This window comes from Actinoplanes nipponensis, assembly GCF_016862275.1.
GTDB classification, from domain to species: domain Bacteria; phylum Actinomycetota; class Actinomycetes; order Mycobacteriales; family Micromonosporaceae; genus Actinoplanes; species Actinoplanes nipponensis.
The window spans coordinates 96,282-117,060 of sequence record NZ_BOMQ01000031.1 but is presented as its reverse complement, the minus strand read 5'-3'; the positions used below and the strand labels follow the sequence as shown (position 1 = coordinate 117,060).

Here is a 20,779-nt window from a genome sequence, read left to right as displayed (position 1 = left end):
GCCGGGGTAGACGGAGAGTCCGACATCGTGCAGGACCTGGACGGGACCGAAGCTCTTGTCGATCCCGTGGAGTTCCAGAAGGGGTGTCGCGGCCACGGGTGTTTCTCCTTCGCTGGGTGACCGGGTTCGTCGTCGTGGCTGCACCGCGGGCGATCGGGCGGGGGTGACCCGGCGCGACGCCGCTCCGGCCCGGGCGGGCAGGAGCGGCGTCGCGGTCGGTCGGAGCCGGCCGGCGATCAGCTCAGGTCAGCTGATGCCCGCTTCGGTGCAGGCCTTGGCGAAGTCGGCGGTGCAGACCTCGGCCTTGGTGGCGTACCCGTCGGCGATGACGTCCTTGACGGTCTCCTTGGTGATGGACTGCGGGGTCAGCAGCACCGACGGCACGTCCTTGCCCGACTCCGGGTCCTTGGTGACGCCGGTGGCCGTGGTCGGCTTCTGGCCCTTGGCGAGCGCGATCGCGAGCTCGGACGCCGCGTTCGCCTCCTTCTTGATGGCCTTGTAGACGGTCATGCACTGGTCGCCGGCGAGGATGTTCTGCAGGCCCTGCACGGTCGCGTCCTGGCCGGTGACCGGGACCTGGCCGTTCAGCTTGTTCTTCTTGAGCACCGCGATGGCCGCGTTGCCCAGGCCGTCGTTGGCGGCGAGCACGCCCTTGATGTTCTTGTTCGAGGTGAGCATCTGCTCGAAGATGGTGCCGGCCTGCGCGTTGTCCCAGTCCGGGACCGCCTGGTCCGGGCCCTTCTGGTACTCGCCGGAGTCGTACTTGGGCTTGAGGACCGAGTCGTAGCCCTCCTTGAACAGGGTGGCGTTGTTGTCGGTCGGGGAGCCGTTGAGCTCGGCCACGACCGGCTTGCTGGCCTTCTTGTCGGCCAGGCACTTGACCAGGCCCTCGCCCTGCAGCTTGCCGACCGCCACGTTGTCGAAGGACACGTAGAAGTTGGCGCCGCCGTTGAGAGTGAGCCGGTCGTAGTCGATGGTGGCGATGCCGGCGTTCTTGGCCTTGTCGAGCACGGCCTTGCCGGTGCCGGAGTCCAGGTTGACGATCATGAGCACCTTGACGCCGCTGGAGATCATGCCGTCCGCGATCGTCTGGAACTGGGTCTTGTCGCCCTGGGCGTTCTGGATGTCGGCCTGCACGCCGGCCGCCTCGAACGCCGCCTTGAGGTAGGTCAGGTCGGCCGTGGCCCACCGCGCCGAGCTCTTGGTGTCCGGCAGGATGACGCCGACCTTGCCGGTGGACGAGCCGCCGGAGCTGCTGCCGGTGTCGCTGCCGCTGTCGTCACCGCACGCAGCCATGCTGCCGGTGGCCAGCAGGCCGACCGCAGTCAGGGCGAGGAGTCCTTTACGCATACCGTGTGTCCTTTCGGGTGGTCCGGGCCTTCGATAGAGTTCGATGTCATGAGCCGGGGGAGGGGTGCGCCCGGCGGTGCTGACGTTCGGGAGCTGATTTGTTGTGCCCGGCAACGTTTTACCATTGCGCCGCGTTGCACAAGCGGTGTCGGCAGGCGATCTTGAAACACGGGATAACAATCCGGCAACACGGCGGTGATAGGGCTCCGGCGCCGCCCCCGGCAATCGCCGGACGCGGCCCTGTGTCCGCACTCGACCCCATTTGGGCGGGTCACCGGTCTCCGAAAGTTTCAGGGCCGGCCGACGGTGGCGAAACGACGGACGGCGACCCTTCGACGCGACAGGAGTCGCACCGACGCCGGGGAGGTCCGGCCCACACCCCCCGCAACTTCCGGAGCGGCGGTGACGCATGCCCGGCCCGGGAGCCGCTCCGGCCGGGCAAGGCATCGACGTATTCCGCTGCACCCGGCCGGCCGGCGGGAGGCCGATTCCGTCCGGCGGTGGGGTCTTTCCGGGCCGGCGGTGGCAATTCGCGGATTGACCGGACGGTGCTTTCCCGGCGCAAAGGCGAACCGGCAAAGGACCGCATTCGGCCGCGTCGGGGCGGCGCGGTGGTGATTCCGGAGCCGGCCCGGCGGGCGCGGATCGCGGCGCCCGCGGCGTGACCCCGAGCCGCCGGCCGGCCCGCGCACCGGGGCCCCGTCCGAGGTCATCGGCCCGGCCCGTCGTTTCGCGGCCGGGCTGGGGGGAATGACCTGGGCATGTTCCCCGCTGAGAATCTGCGCGACTGGCGCGGCGAAAAGGTCATCGATCCCGACGGTTCCAAGATCGGCGAGTTGGAGGCGGTCTACGTCGACACGGCCACCGACGAGCCGGCGTTCGCGACGGTACGCACCGGCATGATCGGCCGCCACAAACTGACCTTCGTCCCGCTGGCCGGCGCCACCGTGAGCCCGAGCGCGCTGCGGGTCCGCTACGACAAGAAGCTCGTGGGCGACGCCCCCAGCATCGACCTCGACGGCGAACTGACCGCGGGCGACGAGCCCGGGGTCTTCGCCCACTACAACCTGCCGTACCTGCCCGGGGCCGCGGGTGAACGGCGCCTGGCCCGGCGCTGACCCCGGCCGGCCCGCTGCCCGGCTCCGGGCAGCGGGCGGCGCGGGCACCCCGGACCGGGTGGAGGTCGTGGCGGGTGGCCCGGTCGCCGCGTTCCGGGAGGGCGGGCGCGATGCCTCAGCGGCGCGGTCGGCGACGGTCGGGAGTTAGGGCGCGGCGCCTCGGTCCGGGCTCCCACCAGCTGTGGCCGGTCACCTGACGGTGAGCGCCTCCGGCCCCTCGAGCATCACCGAGTGCAGCCGGGTCGCAGCGCTTTCCTCCATTCCGGACAGTCCGGCCAGGGCGAGCCAGGCGGCGCCCCGAGCAGGGTCGCGCGCGATTGCCGCCCCGGGCAGGGCCGCGAGCACGGCGTCCCGCACAGGCGTGCCGGCAGTGAGCAGCCCGCCGGCCAGCACCACCGGGCCGCCGGGCGGCCCGAGGTCGCCGAGGGTGGCGAGTAGGCGGGCGGCGGCCTCGGCGGTCAGCCGCCCGGCGAGCGGATCGCCGGCCCGGGCCGCGGCGCAGACCAGGGGAGCGAGCCCGGCGAACGCCGCCGGTGGCCGGCGTCCGGCCCAGTGCACCAACTCGTCGCACGAGCGGGCGCCGGCGTGGGCGGCCACCCCGGCGGCCAGGCCGTCCAGATCGGACGACCCCGCGCCCGCGGGCCAGGCGCGGGCCGTCGCCCGGACCGCCCGCAGGCCCAGCCACAGGCCCGAGCCCTCGTCGCCGAGCAGCCAGCCCAGCCCGTCCGCCGTGCCGCTGATCCGCCGCTGCTCCAGGCGCGCGGCGACCGCCCCGGTGCCGGCGATGAGCACCGCCCCGGACGGCGCCGCGGTGCCGGCGGCGAAGGCCGTGACCGCGTCCCCGACCACCGTGACCGGGCAGGTCAGGCCGATCGCCGCCCACTCGTCGCGGAACGCCGCCGCCACGGGTGGTTCCGCCAGGACGCCCACCCCGGCGACCCCGGCCACCGCGGCGCCGACGGTCGTGGGGTCGCGGCCGTGGAGGGCGGCGCGGACCGCCGTACCGATGGCCCGCGCGGCGTCCGCGCCCGCCACCGTGGGATTTCCCGGGCCGGCCGAACCGCGGCCGACCACCGCGCCGGCGCCGGTCGCCACCACCGCGCGCGAGGCCGTCCCGCCGGCGTCCACGCCGAGCACCAGCTTCATGCGCCAGATCGAAACATAGAAACTTTTTGTTGACCAGAGACCACAGTGGTCGTAATTTTCATCGGCACAGGACATCGATGAAAACGAGGACCAGGTGACGGGTGAGAGCGGCGGGCTGCTGGTGCGGCTCCGCATCGAGGGACCCAGCATGCCGGAGGCGCTGGCGCGGATCGCCGAGACCATCCTGGCCGATCCGGAGACGGCCGCGCACGCGAGCATCGTGGACCTGGCCGAACGGTCCGGCACCTCGACGGCGACGGTCACCCGGTTCAGCCGGGCGCTCGGCTTCAAGGGCTACGCCAACCTGCGGGTCGCGGTCGCCACCGAGACCGGCCGGGCCGAGCAGGCCCGCTGGGAGACCGACATCAGCGGCGACATCCACCCCGGCGACCAGCTCGACAAGGTCCTCGACGTGATCACCGCGGCCGACAGCCGGGCCATCCAGGCGACCGCGTCCGGGCTGGACACCGCGGCGGTCGAGCGGGTCGCGGCGGCGATCGCCACCGCCGGGCGGGTGGAGATCTTCGGACTGGGCAGCAGCGGCACGGCCGGCAGCGAGATGGCCTTCCGGCTGGAACGCATCCGGGTCCCGGTGCGCTACCGCGCCGACACGCACACCGCGCTGACCAACGCCGCCCTGCTCGGACCCGGCGACGTGGCCATCGGCCTGTCGCACTCCGGGCGCACCCGGGAGGCGATCGAGACCCTCGCCGAGGCGGCCGACCACGGCGCCCTGACCGTCGCGGTGACCTCGTACGCCCGGTCGCCGCTGGCCGAGGTCGCCGACGTCGTGTTCGTGACCTCGGTGCACGAGACCACGTTCCGGCTGGCGGCGCTGTCCGCCCTGCACTCGCAGCTGCTGATCCTCGACCTCATCTACGTCGCCGTCGCCCAGCGCACCTACGAGCGGACCGCCGAGGCCCTCGAGCTGACCGTGCGGGCCGTCGACGCGCACCGGGTGCCCGAGCCGAACGCCAACCGCAAGCGACCACGGAGGGACAAGCCGCTGTGAGCATCACGAGCGCCGCCTACGCCGAGGCGGTCACCGAGGCCATCGGCCGGGTCGGCAGCACCCAACGGGACGCGGTGGCCCGGGCCGCCGACCTGCTGACCGCGACCCTGCAAGCCGGCGGGGTGATCCAGGCCTTCGGCTGCGGTCACTCCGAGGCGCTGGCGATGGAGATCGCCGGGCGCGCCGGCGGCCTGGTGCCGACCAACCGGATCGCCCTGCGCGACATCGTCCTGTACGGCGGCGAACCCGCGAGCGTGCTCACAGACCCGCAGCTGGAGCGCACGCCGGGCGTCGCGCACCGGCTCTACGAGCTGGCCCCGATCAAGCCCGACGACACGTTCGTCATCGCCAGCAACTCCGGCGTCAACGGCGCCGTCGTGGAGATGGCCCACCTGGTCAAGCAGCGGGGGCACGCGCTGATCGCGATCACCTCGGCGGACCACTCGGCGCGGGTCGACTCGCGGCACGCCAGCGGCCGCAAGCTGGGCGACCTGGCCGACGTCGTGCTCGACAACGGCGCACCGTACGGCGACGCCGCCCTGTCCTACGGCGACGGCGCGGTCGGCGCCGTCTCCTCGATCACCGCCGCCCTGCTGGCCCAGCAGATGGTCACCGAGGTGGTGGCCCGGCTGCTGCGGCTCGGCATCACCCCGCCGGTCTACCTCTCCGACAACGTGCCGGGCGGCCGGGAGCACAACCAGGAGCTCGAAGCGCGGTACGCCGGGCGCATCCGGCGTACCGCTTAGGGAAGGTCAGCTGATGAACCGATCCACCCTTGCCGAACCGTACCCCACCAGAAGAACTCTGTTGCGCACGGCGCTGACCGCCGGCGTCGCGGCGCCGCTGCTCGCCGGCTGCGTGACCGGCGGCGGCGGCGACGCCGACCCGGCCGCCGGCAACACCGGCGCCAGGACCGCCGACAACCCCCTGGGGGTCAAGGCGGAGACCCCGCTCGAGGTGGTGATCTTCAAGGGCGGGTACGGCGACGAGTACGCGAAGAACGCCGAGACGCTCTACACCCGCAAGCACCCCGGCGCGAAGATCGACCACCAGGGCGTGCAGAAGATCGGCGAGGCCCTCCAGCCGCGGTTCGTGGCCAACACCCCGCCCGACGTCGTCGACAACACCGGCGCCAGCCGGCTGGACATCGCCACCCTGGTCGCCGCCAGGCAGGTCGCCGACCTGGGCGCGCTGCTCGACGCGCCGTCCTTCGACGACCCCGCGGTGAAGCTGCGCGACACGCTGCTGTCCGGCGTGGTCGACGACGGCACGTTCGCCGGCGTGCCGCAGACGCTCAACTTCACCTACACCGTCTGGGGCCTCTGGTACTCCCGGTCGCTGTTCGCCGCCAAGGGCTGGTCGTACCCGAAGACCTGGGACGACATGCTCGCGCTGTGCGCCACCATCAAGGCCGCCGGCATCGCGCCGTGGACCTACCAGGGCAAGTACCCGGAGTACATCAACGACCCGCTGCTGAGCATGGCGGCCAAGACCGGCGGGCTCACGCTGGTCAAGGCCGTGGACAACCTGGAGCCCCACGCGTGGAAGGCGCCGGGGCTGATCGCCGCCGCCGAGGCCTTCGCGGAGCTCGCCGGCAAGGGCTACCTGATGGCCGGCTCCGAGGCGCTGTCGCACACCGAGGCGCAGGCCGCGTGGTCGAAGGGCAAGGCCGCCTTCATCCCGTGCGGCTCGTGGCTGGAGAGCGAGCAGAAGGGCGTCACCCCGCCCGCCTTCGACATGGTGATGGGCCCGGTGCCCGCCCGGACGGCCGGCGACCAGCTCAAGCCGACCGCGGTGCAGGCCGCCAGCAGCGAGTCGTTCCTGGTCCCGGCGAAGGCGAAGAACCCGGCCGGCGGCATGGAGTACCTGCGCATCCTGTTCTCCCAGCAGTCCGCGAAGGCGTTCGCCCAGTCGGCCGGCACGCTGCCCGCGGTGGCCGGCGCGACCGACGGGCTGACGCTGAGCAGCGGCCTCGGCTCGGTGCGCGACGCCGTCGCCGCCGCCGGCCCCGAGACCTTCACCTACCGCTTCCGCACCTGGTACGCCCCGCTGGCCAAGGCGCTCGACGACGCCACCGGCGAGCTGGTCAACAAGCGCCTCACCGCGGCCGGGTGGGCGCAGCGGGTCCAGAAGGCGGCGGACGCGGTCGCCCGGGACTCCACGGTGCAGAAGTACACCCGCTGATGCGGCACGGTCGGTGGCGGTTCCTGGCCGGCGCGCTGGTGCCCGCGCTGGTGCTGCACGTGCTCTTCGTGTTGTCGCCGTACGCGCAGGCCTTCTACCTGTCGCTGACCGACTGGACCGGGGTGGCCGGGGCGGCGCACTTCGTCGGGGCGGGCAACTACGCCCGCCTCGGCGGCGACTCGCTGTTCCTGGACGCGGTCCGCAACAACGCCGTGTTGCTGGCCGTGGTGCCGCTGGCCACCGTCGGGATCGGACTGTTCCTGGCCAGCATGATGCACCTCGGCGGACGCGGTGGCCGGCGGGGGATCGCGGGCTCCGGGGCGTACCAGATCGTCTACTTCTTCCCGCAGCTGCTGTCGCTGGTCGTCGTCGCGGTGCTGTGGGGCTTCGTCTACAACCCGAACACCGGGCTGCTGAACGGGGCGCTGCGCGCGGTGGGGCTGGGCGGGCTGGCCCGCAGCTGGCTGGCGTCGCCGGCGCTGGCGCTGGCCGCGGTGGCGGCGGTGCTGGTCTGGTCGTCGGTGGGCTTCTACGTGGTGCTGTTCAGCGCGGCGATCGACGGCATACCGAGGGAGCTGTTCGAGGCGGCGCTGCTGGACGGCGCCGGCGGCTGGGCCACCTTCCGCCGGGTGACGCTGCCGCTGGTCCGCGACTCGGTGCAGGTCGCGTTCGTGTACCTGGGCATCGCCGCGCTGGACGCCTTCGCCGTGGTGCAGGTGATGACGGTCGGCCCGGGCGGGCCGGACGGCGCGACCGAGGTGATCGGGCTGTCGCTCTACCGCAACGCCTTCCAGTACGGCAAGTTCGGCTACGCGTCGGCCATGGGGGTGGCCCTGTTCTTCGCCACCCTGACCCTGGCCGTGCTGGCGCTGCGGTCCGGCCGCCGGGACAGGCTGGAGCCGGCATGAACGCGGCCCCGCGCCGGCCCCGGCCGTCGGTCCGGACGTTCCCGGTGCACCTGGCCATGCTCGCCTGGGCGGTGGTGACCGCGCTGCCGCTGCTGTGGGCGGTGGTCAGCTCGGTCAAGACCGACGACGAGATCCTCAACGACCCGTGGTCGCTGCCCGCGTCGCCGCGGCTGGGCAACTGGTCGCGGGCCTGGACCGAGGCCAGCATCGGCCGCTACTTCCTCAACAGCGTGCTGGTGGTCGGGGGCGCCCTGGCGCTCACCATGCTGCTCGGCGCGCTGGTCGCGTACGCGCTGGCCCGCTACGAGTTCCGCGGCAACCGGTTCGTCTACTACACCTTCGTCGCGGCGATGTTCTTCCCGGTGTTCCTGGCGCTGGTGCCGCTGTTCTTCGTCGTGCAGCGGCTCGGGCTGCTGGGCACGTACCAGGGTCTGATCCTGGTCTATGCGGCGTATGCCGTGCCCTTCACGGTGTTCTTCCTGCACGCGTTCTTCCGCACGCTGCCCGCCGAGGTGGCGGAGGCGGCGTTCCTCGACGGCTGCTCGCACCTCGGCGTGTTCCGGGTCATGCTCCCGATGGCCCGGCCGGGCCTGGTGGCCGTCGGCATCTTCAATTTCCTCGGGCTCTGGAACCAGTACCTGCTCCCGCTGGTCCTCAATCCCGACCCGGACCGGTACGTCCTGGCGCAGGGTCTGGCCGCCCTGTCGGTCAGCCAGGGCTACCGCAGTGACTGGAGCGGTCTGTTCGCCGGCCTGACCATCGCCATGCTGCCGGTGCTGATCGCCTACGTCGCGTTCCAACGCCACATCCGCGCCGGTATGACCGCCGGCGCGGTCAAGTAGGTCCCCTTTCCCCCCATCCCGGAGGACCCCCATGTCCAAATTCCTAGGGTTGCTGGGTGTGACGACGCTACTGAGCGCCCTGGCCGTCGCCCACGCCTCCAGCGCATCCGCCGCCGACTGCGGCTACCTGTTCGACGACTTCTCCTACAGCTCGTCGAGCGACAGCGCGCTCACCGCGCACGGCTGGACGCCGCGCAGCTACGCCGGCGGCCCGGGTGTGCCGGGTGCGACCTGGTCGCCGGGCAGCATCACCTTCCCCACCGAGGGCGGGCAGAAGGTCATGCAGCTCACCGCCTCCACCGACGGCACGGGCGCCGGCACCAACCACGCCGAGCTCTACAGCTCGCAGAAGCGTTACCTGGAGGGCACGTACGCCAGCCGGGTCCGCTTCACCGACACCCCCACGGCCGGCAACGACGGCGACCACATCAACGAGACGTTCTTCACGATCAGCCCGCTCAACGGCGACCTCGACCCGACCTACAGCGAGCTGGACATCTCCGAGTACCTGCCCAACGGCGGGTGGGGCGAGACCGGCCCGATCAACTACCAGACGACCTGGTACACGTACCGCAACGAGCCGTGGTTCGCCGACAACGTGCACTCGGAGCAGCGCAGCAGCCTCGACGGCTGGCACGACCTGGTCGCGACGGTGGCGGACGGCCACGTGCGCTACTACATCGACGGCACGCTGGTGGGCGACCACTCGGGCAAGTTCTACCCGCGGCAGACGATGACCATCAACTGGAACCTGTGGTTCATCGACACGGCCGCGCACACCGGCGGGCGCAGCACCTACGTCGAGCAGGTGGACTGGGTGCTGTTCGCCAGGAACCAGGCGCTGAGCCCGGCCCAGGTGAGCTCGCGGGCGGCGGCGTACCGGTCGGCCGGCAGCGCTTTCGCCGACACAGTGGACACCTCGAGCGGCTGCTCCACACCGCCCACCACACCGCCCACCACGCCGCCGGTCACCCCGCCCACCTCCCCGCCCACGACACCGCCCTCCCAGGGCGACTGCAGCACGGCGCCGGAGTGGGCGTTCGCGACGGTCTACCAGGGTGGACAGACGGTCAAGCACGAGAAGAGCCGCTACGGCGACCCGGGCGGCCCCGCCTCGGGTGAGGGCAAGCACCTGTGGAAGGCCCGGTACTGGACGCAGGGCTCGGAACCGGGATGGACGCAGCAGTGGCAGGACCTCGGCCACTGCTGACCGGGGCACCGGGGGCGTCGCCGGCCGGTGGCGCCCCCGCTCAGGTGAGCCAGCTCCAGCACTGCCAGCCGATACCGGCCACCCCGGCCGTGGTCAGCAGCGCCAGGTACGCCACCACCAGCCGGACATCGCGCAGCACGCACTTCGACCGGCGCAGCCCCGCCCGCCGGGCCCGCAGGTAGCCGGCCAGTGCCAGGGCGGCGAAGGCGGCGACCGCCAGCGGCCCGGCCAGCCAGGCCAGGGCCGCCACGGTGGCGTACACGCACAGCCGCAGCGGATCGGCCGGAGGGCTGCTCATCGCCGCGCCACCGCCCGGGGCAGGCGCTGCGCGGCCAGCTGGGGCCACGCCTGCACGGCGCAGAACGGCGCGCACTGGTCCCGGTCGTCCTTGCGGGTGGCGACGTGCACGCAGCACTGCAGCAGGCGTTCCTCCACCATGGTGGCCATGTCCATGAACGGCTTGACGGTGATCCGCTTGACCCGTTCGGCCAGCATCCGGCGCAGCCGGGCCCGTCCCCCGGGCAGCGTGGAGGACGCCATCGCCGCGAGCGTGCCGATGCCGAGGTCGCAGTTGGCGCAGATGTCGCGCCACAGGTCGCCGACCCGCGGATGCGACAGCGACGACTGCTCCGACAGCAGACCGAGCAGCGAGTCGCGGACCGCCCGGCGCAGCTCCGCGGGCAGGTCGGAGTCGGCGATCCGGTTGGCGACGGCGTCGGGCGCCAGCTCCAGCAGCGCGAGCAGCCGGTCGTGGCCGACCAGGGCGGTCAGCGAACGCCACTCGCCGGCGTCGTCGCGCAGCAGGTAGCCGACCGAGCAGCAGTGCGGGTGCGAGCAGGGGAGCGCGGTCAGGTCCCGCCAGGTGACCAGGTCCCCGGTCTGCGGGCCGAGCCGGGCCAGCACCCCGGTGTGGGTGAGGCGCCGGCCGGCGTCGATCGCCGCGGAGCGGCCGGAGCCGAACTGCGGCTGGATCGACACGCCGCCGACGTACGGGGTGTCCAACGCCCGCTTGACCACCGCGCCGATCTCCTCGTCGTTGACGCCCAGCGCGGCCGTCATGGTCAGCGTGGTGAAGATCCCCCGCGCCGAGAGCCGCTCGACCGCCTGGTCCTTGACCCGCCGCAGGTCGGCGCCGCGGTGGTGGCGGTGTGCCCGCTCGCTGATCCCGTCGTACTGCAGGTAGACCTCGACCCGCTCGCGGTGGGCGGCCAGCAGGTCCAGCAGCGCGTCGTCGCGGGCGATCCGCAGCCCGTTGGTGTTGAGCAGGATCCGCACGACCTCGCGCGCGGCGACCGCGTCGAGCAGCTCGGCCAGGTACGGATACAGCGTCGGCTCGCCGCCGGAGAGCATCAGCACGTCGAGGCGCTGGTCCTCGCGGGCGAGCCGGGCGTCCAGGCTGGCCAGCACGTCGGCGAGCGGCACGACGCCGGTCAGCGACGGTGACGACTCGGCGAAGCAGGTGGGGCAGCGCAGGTTGCACGAGTCGGTGAGGTCGGTCAGCAGGATGCAGGTGTGCTGCGTCTGCATCTCCGGCAGCCCGTCGAGGTACGCCGCCGGCACCGGGGCGAAGTTGCCGGCGAGGTCCGGCCGGTGCTGCTTGGTCGGGGCGGTCCACCGCTCCAGGTACGACAGGATCTCCGGGTCCTCGTCGTACAGGGTGCGCACCAGCCCGTGCCGGGCGCAGCCGCGCTCGAGCCAGACCTGCCCGTCGCGCACCACGAGCCAGCCGGCGAGCCGGGCGACCCCGGCCAGCGGCCGCTGCGGGGACTCCTCGTGGCAGTGCGGGCAGAACGCGGTGACGTAGCGGTGGATGCGGTCGCCGCGCAGCGGCATGCCGGTGCCCATCGGTGCTCCCTGGATCGGTGGTGGCGGGCGGCCGGTCACGATGCCGAGATCGCGGCCACGCAGATCCCGAACCCGACGACCGGCAACACGATCAGGCCGGCGGCCCAACCGATGAACAGCCCGAGCCCGAGGCCGCGATCGCCCTTGACGATCAGCACCGTGCCGGCCGTGGTGACGGTGGCGAACAGCACCAGCTGGCCGAGCAGGCTGCCGCCGATGAACAGCTGGCCGAGCCCGTCGCCGGTGGCCCACAGCACGACGGCCAGCAGCCCGGCGACCAGCAGGTGGCCGAGCACGGCGAGCCCGACGCCGCTCCAGACGGCCCGGGCGCGGATCGGCCGCGGGGGCGGCGGCCCGGCCGGGATCACGCCGGCACCTGCGGCCGGCCGGCCGCGGGCCGCCGCCGCAGCGCCGCGACCCGCCCGGCCAGCAGGGGAGCGCAGGCCAGCAGGAACCACTGGGGCCGGGTGAGCCCCGCGGCCACCACCTCGTTGCCCCGGACGAACTCGACCGCGAACCGGAACCCGGCGTAGCCGGCCAGGTAGGCGGTGAACAGCGCGTCCGGGCGGGTGATCCGGTCGCGGGCCAGGACCAGCGCGGCCAGGGCGAGCAGATGGAAGGCGATCTCGTACGCGAAGGAGGGGTGCAGCGGCACGCCCGGGACCGCGTCCACGGTGACTCCCCAGTCGCCGCCGGTCGGGGTGCCGGGCAGCTCGGTGAGCAGGCAGCCGATCCGTCCCACGGCCATGCCGGCCGCCACCGCGGGCGCGAACAGGTCGCCGCTGGGCGCGGTGTACCCGCACAGCCGCTTGGCCACCAGCACGCCGACGTACGCGCCGGCCAGGCCGGAGAGGATGCTGCGGTTGCCGTACGCCCACTGCTCGGCGAGGGTGGCGTTCTGCCGCAGGTCCAGGTGCTGCAGCCAGGCGCCGAGCCGGCCGCCCAGGGCGCCGCCGACGAGCACCCCGGCCACCAGGTACCAGAGCCGTTCGTCGCGGCGGTCGCGCCGGCGTACCTCGGCGGCGAACACCAGCCCGCCGACCGCGAGGCCGAGCGCGACGAAGGCGTCATGCGTACCCGCAGGCATTTGCCCGATATGCACCGAATCAACATATCGCATGGACCGGGTAGCGTCGGCCGACGTGCGCCTACTGACCTTCAACGCGCTCATGCGGGGTGACGTCCGGCCGCGGCTGCACGCCCTCGGCGCCGTCCTCGAGCGGTCCGGCTACGACGTGGTGTGCCTGCAGGAGGTGCTGCTGCCCGCCCACGCCACCCTGCTCCACCGCCTGGCCCGGCACTACGGCCACCACGCCTGGTCCGGCGCCGGGCTGCTGCACGGCGGGCTGGTGCTGCTCTCCCGGTGGCCGATCCACGCCGCCCGCTTCAGGCGGTACCCGCGCACCGGCGCGGTCCGGCCGGAGTACCTCATGCGCAAGGGTGTGCAGCTCGCGGTCGTGGAGACGCCCGGCGGCCCGCTCGCCATCGTCAACACCCACCTGTCGGCCAACCGCGACGGCGACTGGTCACCGGCCGGTCGCCACACCCGGATCGCCCGCGCCGAGCTCGGCCACCTCGCGGGGGAGCTGGCGGCCCTGGACCCGGCGCTGCCGGTGGTGGCGGTGGGTGACTACAACCTGCCCCGGGACGCCGTCACGCTCACCGAGTTCCTGGCCGCCACCGGGCTCACCGACGCGCTGGCCGGGGACACCGCGCCGACGTACCGACCGACGCCCCGGTGGCCGGCGCCGCCCGCCCTCGACCACGTGCTGCTGCGGTCCGCGCCGGGGCGGGAGCTGATCGCGCGGGCGCGGATCGTGTGGCGGGATCCGGTGCCGCTGGCCGGTGGCCGACAGGGCTACCTGTCCGACCACTTCGCCGTGGAGGCGACCGTTTCTCACTGACATGCATCGGTGTCTTCCGCGAATCCCGGGTCACGACCGCCGCGGGAGCACCGCGAGGTGGAACTGGAGCGGTCTCCACCGTGAGAACGTCCGGGGCGACCACCGGGCCGCGGATTGCGACGCGCGTCCCCGACCCCGCCGCGCGCCGCCCGCCGGCCGCCCGCGGGCAACCCGGATCCCCTCCGGGTTTTGTCGTACCCGTCCGATACAAATACGTCCCGCTCGATCGTGAGGGAGGACTGGTGGTGACAGAGGACGGCGTCGCCTACGAGCGGCGCAGCGCAGTGCCCGTGATCATTCCGGTGCGGCCCCGGAAGCTGGCCGAGGTGCCCTTCGTGGAGCTCGCCGAGGGCCGGTTGCAGGGCGTGGTGTCCAGCCGTTCCGACCCCCGCCGCCTGTACGCCTCGTCGATCACCGCGCGCCGGCACGGGCTGAGCTGCCACACCAACAACAACCGGCCGTGCGGCTCGCTCGGCGGGGGACAGCCCTGCAAGCACATCGGCGCGCTGATCGACGCCGCGGTGGCGCGGTACGGTCTCGCCCGGGTGGCCCACCATCTCGAGGCCGACCTGCCCGAGGACGGGGCAGACCTCGGGTCCGGCCTGCGCCCCGGCACCGCGCCCGACCGGGCCGCCGAGGTGTTCAGCAGCTTCCTGCGCCACCTGGCCCACCTCGACCTGCCGCCGAGCACCGAGCCGCTGCCGGAGCTGCAGTGGTTCCCGGCGGCCGCGGCGGTGCGCTGATGCTCGCCGCGGCCCTGGGCGCCCGGCCCGCCGGGCTCGGCGAGGCGCTCGCCGCCGTCGACGGCCTGGACGACGCGCTCGGGCACGGCCTCGCCCACCTCGACCAGGCGCGGGCCGCCCGGCTGGAGCCGCTGGCCGCCGCCTGCGCGGGCTCCCCGCTGGCCGGCCGGGTCGCCGACGCGGTCGCCGGGATCGTCGCGGGCACGGTGACCGACGATCACCTGACCGCGCTGGCCGGCGCCCGTTCGGCCCTGCTCGGCGCGGCCCACGACGCCCTGCTCGCCGAGGCGGACGCCGCCCTCGGCCGGGCCCGCGAGCCGTGGTCCGCCGCGACCGTCCCGGCCCGGCCGGGTCACCTGCCGGCCGCCGGCCGCTCGTGGCTGCGCGAGCTGGCGCTCACCGGCTGGCGCCGGGCCGGCGCCGAGCTGGTGGGCAGCGGCGGGCGCACGGTGCAGGCGCTGATCGCCGAGCCGGCCGCCCGGCGCCTGGCCGTCCTGCTCGAGGGGTTCGCCGCCGAGCTGCGGGCGGCCGCGCCGGTGGCTCCGGCGGCCCGCATCCCGGCCCGCCGCTGGGCCGACCTGTGGGCCCGCGCGCTGCTGCTGGGCCGGGGCGGCCTCGCCACCGCCGGGACCGTCGACGCCGACGGCCGGCTGCTGCTCCTCGGGGCCGACCTGCACGAGCATCCGACAGTCGTCCACGCGCAGGTGCACGGCCTGCTGGAGTCCCCCGGCCGCGGCGTGCGCCTGGTCCGCACGGCGGTGGCGGCCGCCAAGGTGGACGCCGTCAGCGGCCCGTCCGTCTGGCGCCGGCTCGCCGCGTTTCCGGTGCTGCGGGCCGCGCTGGCCCGCCATCGGGCGATCGAGGTGTCCGGCCTGCCGCTCACCCCGGGCGGGGACCTGATCTGGCAGGAGTCCCGGGCCGCCCTCGGCGGGCCGGCCGACCCTTTCGTGACCGCCCGGGTGCGGCTGGCCGCGGCCGTCGCCGCGGCCCCGCCCCCGCTCGACCGGCATCCGGTGGCGATCGCCGAGCCGGTGCTGCTGGAGGGGTACGCGGCCGGGCAGTCCACCTTCGACCTCGGCGGCGCCGAAATCGCGGTGGATCTCGACCGGTTGCCCGCGGCCGGCCCGCTCACCCCGGCGCTGGTCGCCGCCTCCACGTCCTGCCTCGGGCTGCTGCGCTGGGACGCCGGCTGCTGGGCGGTGCAGCCGCTCGCCGTGCGGGCCGCGGCCGGCCGGCGGCCGGTCACCGCGCACACCGGCGACTGGGCGCTCGGCCCCACCGGGGCGAGGGCCGCCGGGGCGGAGGCGGCCGCGGGGACGGTGGTCGACGTCCTGCGCGAGCGCGCCGGAAGGCTGCTCCGACAGTGAGCCCGACCCGGAACAGGCGACAGGTCCTCTACTGGCGCCTCCTGGCCCGGTTGTTCGACCCCGAGGAGCACGCGGCGCTGGAATCGGCGAGCGTGGCCGTCGTCGACGATCTCGGGCTGCCACCGCCGCTGCTCGACCCGATGGTCTCGGTCGACACCGTGGTGCAACGGTTCCCGCGGCTCGACTCCGCGCTCGACGGCCTCCTGACCACCACGGAGGACGACCGCGCGGGCGAGGCGCGCCGGGCGGTGCTGGCCGCCAAGCTGCTGCTCAACGTCTTCGCCACCGGATCCGGGGAGGTGACCGCCGCGCAGCTCGCCCGGTGGCAGGCGGACGCGGGCCGCTTCGAGCGGGCGCTCGGCTGCGCGCCCGGGCAGCTGCGCGGGCGCGCCGCCGGCGCGGCGGCCGCGGCGGGCGGCGGCGCGCCGGCGGACGACCTCGCCGCCGTCCTCGCCGGGCTCGAGGGCGACCTGGTCCGGCGGATGCGGCTGCGGGAGGTCCTGGCCGATCCCCGGCTCGCCCGGCGGCTCCGGCCCGGCCTGGCGCTGATCGAGCAGCTGCTGCGGGACAAGGACAACCTGGACGGCGTCGCCCTGGCCAACGCCAGGGCGCTGATCCGCCGGTTCGTCGACGACGTGGCCGAGGCGCTGCGCGGCCAGGTGGCCCGGGCCGCCCGCGGCCCGGCCGACCGGTCCGTGCCGCCCCGGCGGGCGTTCCGCGACCTCGACATCGACCGCACCGTCTGGCACAACCTGCCCCACTGGAGCCCCGCGGACGGCCGGCTCCACGTCGACCGGCTCTTCTACAAGCCCACCGCGAGGCGGGTGCCGCCGGCCCGCCTGATCGTGGTGGCCGACCAGTCCGGTTCGATGGTCGACTCGCTGGTCAACTGCACGATCCTGGCCTCCGTCTTCGCCGGGCTGCCCCGGGTGGACGTGCACCTGATCGCCTACGACACCCGGGCGCTGGACCTCACCCCGTGGGTGCACGACCCGTTGGAGGTGCTGCTGCGCACCAGCCTCGGCGGCGGCAACGACGGGCCGGTCGCGCTGGCCGTGGCCCGGCGGAAGATCACCGATCCGCGGCGCACGGCGCTCGTCTGGATCTCGGACTTCTACGAGTACGACCGCTCGGCGCCGCTGTTCGCCGGCCTGCAGGCCGTGCATCGCTCGGGGGTGCGTCTCATCCCGGTCGGCTCGGTCACCAGTTCCGGCGCCCGGAGCGTCAATCCCTGGTTCCGCCGCCGTTTCGAGGAGCTGGGCGTCCCCGTGCTCTCCGGCCACCTCAGCAAGCTCGTCGCCGAGCTGAAGTCCTTCGTCGCCTGACGGTTCGAGGAGATCCCGCCATGAGTGAGATGCTGCGCGCCCCCGCCGAGGTCGAGTACGCCGCCGAGCTGGACTGGCTCGAGTCCGTCGACGACGGGCCGAAGCCGTTCTCCTGGCGGCTCAGCCCGAAGATGGTGCGCCTGTTCGTGCTCGGCTCGGACCGCGCCGACGGCCTCGACCGGCCGGTCCGGCCGAAGTGGTTCGGCGACCGCGGCATCGTCGAACGCGCCGTCGTCACGCTCGCCTCCGACCGCGGCCTGCTGCTCGTCGGCGACCCCGGCACGGGCAAGAGCTGGCTGGCCGAGCTGCTCGCCGCCGCCATCAGCCGCACCTCCACGCTGGTGGTGCAGGGCACCGCCGGCACCACCGAGGACCACGTCAGGTACTCGTGGAACGTCTCGATGGTCATCGCCCACGGCCAGTCCCGCGCGTCGATGATCCCGTCGCCGATCATGACCGCGATGCGGGAGGGCGTCATCGGCCGCTTCGAGGAGCTGACCCGGACCACCGTCGACGTGCAGGACGCGCTGATCTCCATCCTCTCGGAGAAGTACGTCGCCGTCCCGGAGCTGGACGAGGACAACATCGTCTTCGCCCGGCCCGGCTTCTCCATCATCGCCACCGCGAACAGCCGCGACCGGGGCGTCCACGACCTGTCCTCGGCGCTCCAGCGACGCTTCAACTTCGTGCGCATCCCCACGGTGACCAACCGGCGGAGCGAGGCGGAGATCGTCCGGTTCCGCACCACGGACCTGCTGCGCCGGCACCGCATCGCCCTGGAGGTGCCGCCCACGCTGCTCGACGTCCTGCTGCAGAGCTTCGCCGACCTGCGGGCCGCGGCCGCCGCGGCGACCGGCGACGACGAGCGGCTGGAGTCGGCGCTGTCCACCGCCGAGCAGATCGGCGTGCTCGAGGACGCCGTCCTGCACGGCAGCTTCTTCGGCGCCGGCACCGGCGCGCTGAGCGCGGAGACGCTGGCCGGGTCGCTGGTCGGCGCGCTCGCCCGGCGCAGCCCCGAAGACCTGGCGATCCTCAACAAGTACTGGCACGGGGTCGTCGAACCGCGCAGCCGGGACCGCGGCGGCGACTGGACCGGCTTCCTGGAGGGCGGTCGCCGGGCGATCGCCGCGTTGTCGTGAGTGGCCCGTTCGCCGCTCTACGGGCCCAGCTGCTCGCCGCGGCGGAGGCGCTCACCGGCGGCCCGGCGGGGCTGCCGGAGATCCTCGCCGGGATGGTGGACGACGTCGACCACGTCCTGCGCGAGCCCGTGGAGATCTTCCCGGTCTGCCATCACTCGCCGGCCTCCGCGCTCGCCCTGGTGCGCCGGCTCCGCGCGCGCCCACCGAAGGTGATCTACCTGGAGCTGGGCGAGGACCTGGCGCCGTTGCTCACCGAGCTGCGCCACTGCCGGCTGCCGGTGGCGCTGCAGGCCTTCGCCGCCGAGCCCGACGGCCTGCCCGCGGCGGCGGCGCCGCTCAGCCTCGTCGTGCCGCTCACCGAGGCCTCGGCGGAATACCAGGCGATCGCGTACGCGCTGGCGGACCCGGGGGTGGAGCTGGTGCTGGTCGACCGCTCCACCGACCACGTCTTCCAGGGCCGGCCCGAGCCGGACCGGCCCGGCGAGGCGGTGGGCGTGGAGATCGGCGGGCTCCGGCCGCGCCTCGCCGAGCTGGAGGAGCACCTGCTGCGCCACGGCCGGGTGCGGCACTGGTCGGAGTGGTGGGACCAGTACGTCGAGCAGCCGCTGGCCGGCGCCGACCACGCGACGTACCGGCAGGTCATGGTGCTGATCGGCAGCCTGTTCCGGCGACTCGCCCCGCCCGGCACGCGGCGGCACGCGACCGACGAGGACCGTGAGCGCCACATGTGGACGCGGATCCGCGCACACCTCGACGCCACCGGCGCCGACCGCGCCGACTGCCTCTACGTCTGCGGCGCCTTCCACGCCGCCAGCCGCCTGCCCGAGGCGGGCTCGCACCCGGCGGCGCCCGGCGTCACGATCACCGCGCGCACCGCCACCCGGTGGCGGTACGGGCTCGTCCCGGCCAGCCACTCCGCGATCGAGGCGCAGTTCGGGCTGGCGCCCGGCTCGGTTTCCCTGGCGGCGGCGACCTGGGAGCGGACCCTCCGCAGGACGGGGCTCACGCCGTTCACCCCGGCGGGACGACGGGCCGTCCGCCGGCGGCTCCCCGAGGCGCCGGCACCGCCCGCCACCGCGGCCGCGACGGTCACCGACCAGCTCACCGGCTACCTGCGCCGGCCGGCCGCGCCGGACGGGCTCGACGAGGAGGAGCTGCGCGGCTGGTGCGTGCAGCTGGTCCGGCTGGCCCGGCGTAACGGGTATCCGGCCGGCACGGCCGACGCCATCGCCGTGTTCGAGACCTCGGTCCTGCTGGCCGGCCTGCGCGGACGGGCCCGGCCCACCCCGTACGACTTCCAGGATGCGGCGGTCACCTGCGTCGAGAAGGAACGGGTGCCGGGACGCCGCGACGTACGCCGGCTCTGCGAGATCCTGCTCGGCGGCGACCGGACCGGCCAGGTCGGTTACGCCGCCCTGCCCCCGCTGGCCCGCGACGTCCACGACCGGCTCGCCCCGCTCGGGTTCGACCTCGAACGGCGCGCCGTGCAGCGCGCGCTGCTCGACCTCACGGCCCGGCCCGAGCTCGCCGCCTGCTCCGACCTGCTCTGGATGCTCCGCTACCTCCTGCCCGACCGGGTCGTACGCCCGATCACGGGCTCGCGCCGGCTGGGCGCGGCGTCCCTCCGGGAGAGCTGGGACCTCGACCTGGGCCGCCACCAGCGCGCCGTCATCGAGCTGGGCTACGAGGGCGTCACCGTCGAGCAGGTTCTCGAGCAGCGCCTGCGCCGCGCCGTCCGGCAGCCCGGGGCCACCGCCGCGACCGCGCTGCGGGCGGTCGAACACTCCCTGCTGTTCCTACGCAGTCCCCGGCTCACCGACGATCTCGGCGCGCGCGCCGTCGAGCTGCTGGCCGCCGAGCGCACGGTCGACGACGCCTCCACGGTGCTGCGGCGCCTCCGGCGACTGCTGGCCCACCACCGGGCGACCGCACCGGCCCTGCCGGCCTGGTGCGAGCGGTTCGTGGCCGAGGGGTACGCCCACTACTGCACGCTGCTGCCCACCGCCTTCGCCGGGGAGGAGACCGGGGCGCGGCAGGTCGGCGCGATGCTCGGCTTCCTGTTCACCCTGGAGGGCCTGGCGCCCGCGTTCGGCTGCGACCGTACCCAGCTGGAGCTGGCCGTGCGGCAGTCGCACCCGCGCGACCCGGTGAAGATCGCCCTGCTCTGGGCGGCCCGCCACCAGCTGGGCCTGCTGCCCCTGGCCGACCTGCGCGCCCGCGTCGACGACCTGCTCGGCAACCCGCTGGTGCTGCCCGCCGTCCCGCAGTACGTCAGCGGCTTCGTCCTGGCGCTGGAGCCGGTCCCCCGGCTGGCGCCGTTCGTCGTCGAGATGCTGTCGCAGGCGTTCGCCCGGCTGCCGGACCCGGTCCTGCTGCCCTGGCTGCCGCGGCTGATCGCCACGCTGCGCACCCACGCCGCGGAGCTGGTCCCGGTGGTCACCCGGGAAGCGGGACGGACCTTCCCGGCCACCCTGGCCGAGCTGGACGTGTGGACGGCGCCGTGGCACGCGCGAGCGGAGCCGGGCGCCGCCCGCACCACAGCCGGCTCCGGTGCCGCGGCCGCCGGCGCCCTGCTGGCGGCTCATCCGGCGGCCACCGACGCGGTGGCGGCGCTGCTCGGGTGCGCGGGGGAGTGGTCGCCGCGGGGCGAGCGGTGCTCATGACCGGCGCGCTGCCGCACCCGGGT

At 74.3% G+C, this 20,779-nt stretch carries 18 protein-coding genes and 2 pseudogenes; 13 read left to right on the top strand and 7 right to left on the bottom strand.

All coding sequences use genetic code 11. From position 1 onward, the window contains the following. Positions 1–96: pseudogene (locus Ani05nite_RS14150) on the bottom strand (sugar ABC transporter ATP-binding protein); the annotation flags it as partial. A gap of 150 nt (positions 97–246) precedes the next feature. Further along, on the bottom strand, positions 247–1,350 hold the full coding sequence (locus tag Ani05nite_RS14145) for a sugar ABC transporter substrate-binding protein (protein WP_203768563.1): 1,104 nt from the start codon (positions 1,348–1,350) through the stop codon (positions 247–249). Positions 1,351–2,111: 761 nt separating this feature from the next. On the opposite strand from Ani05nite_RS14145, the gene Ani05nite_RS14140 reads away from it, so the two are divergent. Further along, positions 2,112–2,468, top strand: a complete 357-nt coding sequence (locus Ani05nite_RS14140) for a PRC-barrel domain-containing protein (protein WP_203768561.1) — start codon at positions 2,112–2,114, stop codon at positions 2,466–2,468. Positions 2,469–2,657: 189 nt separating this feature from the next. On the opposite strand, the gene Ani05nite_RS14135 is transcribed toward Ani05nite_RS14140, so the two are convergent. Next, positions 2,658–3,614 (bottom strand): N-acetylglucosamine kinase, encoded by a 957-nt coding sequence (locus Ani05nite_RS14135; RefSeq protein ID WP_203768559.1) that lies wholly within the window; start codon positions 3,612–3,614, stop codon positions 2,658–2,660. A 94-nt stretch (positions 3,615–3,708) separates the two neighbouring features. Here Ani05nite_RS14135 and Ani05nite_RS14130 point away from each other — a divergent pair, with 94 nt between their 5' ends. From Ani05nite_RS14130 to Ani05nite_RS14105, 6 genes are read left to right on the top strand one after another with little or no spacing between them, the layout of a single operon-like run. Beyond that, complete coding sequence (locus Ani05nite_RS14130; protein ID WP_203768557.1) at positions 3,709–4,626, top strand: MurR/RpiR family transcriptional regulator; 918 nt, start codon at positions 3,709–3,711, stop codon at positions 4,624–4,626. After that, positions 4,623–5,372, top strand: a complete 750-nt coding sequence (locus tag Ani05nite_RS14125; protein ID WP_203768555.1) for a sugar isomerase domain-containing protein — start codon at positions 4,623–4,625, stop codon at positions 5,370–5,372. Before Ani05nite_RS14130 ends, Ani05nite_RS14125 begins: the two co-directional genes overlap by 4 nt. Before the next feature lie 13 nt (positions 5,373–5,385). Next, the gene (gene ngcE, locus Ani05nite_RS14120; protein ID WP_203768553.1) at positions 5,386–6,810 is read left to right on the top strand and encodes an N-acetylglucosamine/diacetylchitobiose ABC transporter substrate-binding protein; all 1,425 of its coding nucleotides are present in this window, start codon (positions 5,386–5,388) and stop codon (positions 6,808–6,810) included. Continuing rightward, positions 6,810–7,718 carry a carbohydrate ABC transporter permease gene (locus Ani05nite_RS14115; RefSeq protein ID WP_203768552.1) on the top strand — a complete coding sequence of 303 codons (909 nt, stop codon included), beginning with the start codon at positions 6,810–6,812 and terminating at the stop codon, positions 7,716–7,718. Before ngcE ends, Ani05nite_RS14115 begins: the two co-directional genes overlap by 1 nt. Beyond that, a complete protein-coding gene (locus Ani05nite_RS14110) occupies positions 7,715–8,560 on the top strand; it encodes a carbohydrate ABC transporter permease (protein WP_203768551.1) in 846 nt (281 codons plus the stop codon). Before Ani05nite_RS14115 ends, Ani05nite_RS14110 begins: the two co-directional genes overlap by 4 nt. A 31-nt stretch (positions 8,561–8,591) precedes the next feature. Continuing rightward, positions 8,592–9,770, top strand: coding sequence for a glycoside hydrolase family 16 protein (locus tag Ani05nite_RS14105; protein WP_203768550.1), 1,179 nt, complete (start codon positions 8,592–8,594; stop codon positions 9,768–9,770). Positions 9,771–9,810: 40 nt separating this feature from the next. Here Ani05nite_RS14105 and Ani05nite_RS14100 read toward each other — a convergent pair whose 3' ends face one another. Genes Ani05nite_RS14100 through Ani05nite_RS14085 form a run of 4 tightly spaced genes read right to left on the bottom strand, consistent with a single transcriptional unit; the run spans position 9,811 to position 12,702 of the window. After that, entirely contained in the window at positions 9,811–10,068 is a 258-nt protein-coding gene (locus Ani05nite_RS14100) for a hypothetical protein (protein WP_203768549.1), read from the bottom strand. Continuing rightward, a complete protein-coding gene (locus Ani05nite_RS14095; RefSeq protein ID WP_203768548.1) occupies positions 10,065–11,615 on the bottom strand; it encodes a radical SAM protein in 1,551 nt (516 codons plus the stop codon). The genes Ani05nite_RS14100 and Ani05nite_RS14095 overlap by 4 nt, the downstream gene beginning before the upstream one ends. A gap of 35 nt (positions 11,616–11,650) precedes the next feature. Next, positions 11,651–11,983 (bottom strand): hypothetical protein, encoded by a 333-nt coding sequence (locus Ani05nite_RS14090; protein WP_203768546.1) that lies wholly within the window; start codon positions 11,981–11,983, stop codon positions 11,651–11,653. Continuing rightward, positions 11,980–12,702 (bottom strand): prolipoprotein diacylglyceryl transferase, encoded by a 723-nt coding sequence (locus Ani05nite_RS14085; RefSeq protein ID WP_203768544.1) that lies wholly within the window; start codon positions 12,700–12,702, stop codon positions 11,980–11,982. The genes Ani05nite_RS14090 and Ani05nite_RS14085 overlap by 4 nt, the downstream gene beginning before the upstream one ends. 31 nt (positions 12,703–12,733) lie before the next feature. Between Ani05nite_RS14085 and Ani05nite_RS14080 the strand changes: the two genes are divergently transcribed. The 6 genes and pseudogenes from Ani05nite_RS14080 to Ani05nite_RS14055 all read left to right on the top strand — a co-directional run. Next, positions 12,734–13,519, top strand: a complete 786-nt coding sequence (locus Ani05nite_RS14080; RefSeq protein WP_203768542.1) for an endonuclease/exonuclease/phosphatase family protein — start codon at positions 12,734–12,736, stop codon at positions 13,517–13,519. Positions 13,520–13,764: 245 nt separating this feature from the next. Beyond that, positions 13,765–14,262 carry a hypothetical protein gene (locus tag Ani05nite_RS14075; RefSeq protein WP_203768580.1) on the top strand — a complete coding sequence of 166 codons (498 nt, stop codon included), beginning with the start codon at positions 13,765–13,767 and terminating at the stop codon, positions 14,260–14,262. Beyond that, entirely contained in the window at positions 14,262–15,629 is a 1,368-nt protein-coding gene (locus Ani05nite_RS14070) for a hypothetical protein (RefSeq protein WP_203768540.1), read from the top strand. Before Ani05nite_RS14075 ends, Ani05nite_RS14070 begins: the two co-directional genes overlap by 1 nt. After that, the gene (locus Ani05nite_RS14065) at positions 15,626–16,954 is read left to right on the top strand and encodes a vWA domain-containing protein (protein WP_203768538.1); all 1,329 of its coding nucleotides are present in this window, start codon (positions 15,626–15,628) and stop codon (positions 16,952–16,954) included. Before Ani05nite_RS14070 ends, Ani05nite_RS14065 begins: the two co-directional genes overlap by 4 nt. A gap of 20 nt (positions 16,955–16,974) precedes the next feature. Beyond that, positions 16,975–18,093 carry an AAA family ATPase gene (locus tag Ani05nite_RS14060; protein ID WP_203768536.1) on the top strand — a complete coding sequence of 373 codons (1,119 nt, stop codon included), beginning with the start codon at positions 16,975–16,977 and terminating at the stop codon, positions 18,091–18,093. After that, a pseudogene (locus Ani05nite_RS14055) lies at positions 18,090–20,744 on the top strand (DUF5682 family protein); the annotation flags it as partial. The gene Ani05nite_RS14060 and the pseudogene Ani05nite_RS14055, both read left to right, overlap by 4 nt. Between the last annotated feature and the right edge of the window lie 35 nt (positions 20,745–20,779).

Coding starts and splice junctions, on each gene's coding strand:
- Ani05nite_RS14145 (WP_203768563.1), bottom strand. CDS start 1,350: ATGCGTAAAGGACTCCTCGCCCTGACTGCGGTCGGCCTGCTGGCCACC.
- Ani05nite_RS14140 (WP_203768561.1), top strand. CDS start 2,112: ATGTTCCCCGCTGAGAATCTGCGCGACTGGCGCGGCGAAAAGGTCATC.
- Ani05nite_RS14135 (WP_203768559.1), bottom strand. CDS start 3,614: ATGAAGCTGGTGCTCGGCGTGGACGCCGGCGGGACGGCCTCGCGCGCG.
- ngcE (WP_203768553.1), top strand. CDS start 5,386: ATGAACCGATCCACCCTTGCCGAACCGTACCCCACCAGAAGAACTCTG.
- Ani05nite_RS14115 (WP_203768552.1), top strand. CDS start 6,810: ATGCGGCACGGTCGGTGGCGGTTCCTGGCCGGCGCGCTGGTGCCCGCG.
- Ani05nite_RS14110 (WP_203768551.1), top strand. CDS start 7,715: ATGAACGCGGCCCCGCGCCGGCCCCGGCCGTCGGTCCGGACGTTCCCG.
- Ani05nite_RS14105 (WP_203768550.1), top strand. CDS start 8,592: ATGTCCAAATTCCTAGGGTTGCTGGGTGTGACGACGCTACTGAGCGCC.
- Ani05nite_RS14100 (WP_203768549.1), bottom strand. CDS start 10,068: ATGAGCAGCCCTCCGGCCGATCCGCTGCGGCTGTGCGTGTACGCCACC.
- Ani05nite_RS14095 (WP_203768548.1), bottom strand. CDS start 11,615: ATGGGCACCGGCATGCCGCTGCGCGGCGACCGCATCCACCGCTACGTC.
- Ani05nite_RS14085 (WP_203768544.1), bottom strand. CDS start 12,702: ATGCCTGCGGGTACGCATGACGCCTTCGTCGCGCTCGGCCTCGCGGTC.
- Ani05nite_RS14080 (WP_203768542.1), top strand. CDS start 12,734: ATGGACCGGGTAGCGTCGGCCGACGTGCGCCTACTGACCTTCAACGCG.
- Ani05nite_RS14070 (WP_203768540.1), top strand. CDS start 14,262: ATGCTCGCCGCGGCCCTGGGCGCCCGGCCCGCCGGGCTCGGCGAGGCG.
- Ani05nite_RS14060 (WP_203768536.1), top strand. CDS start 16,975: ATGAGTGAGATGCTGCGCGCCCCCGCCGAGGTCGAGTACGCCGCCGAG.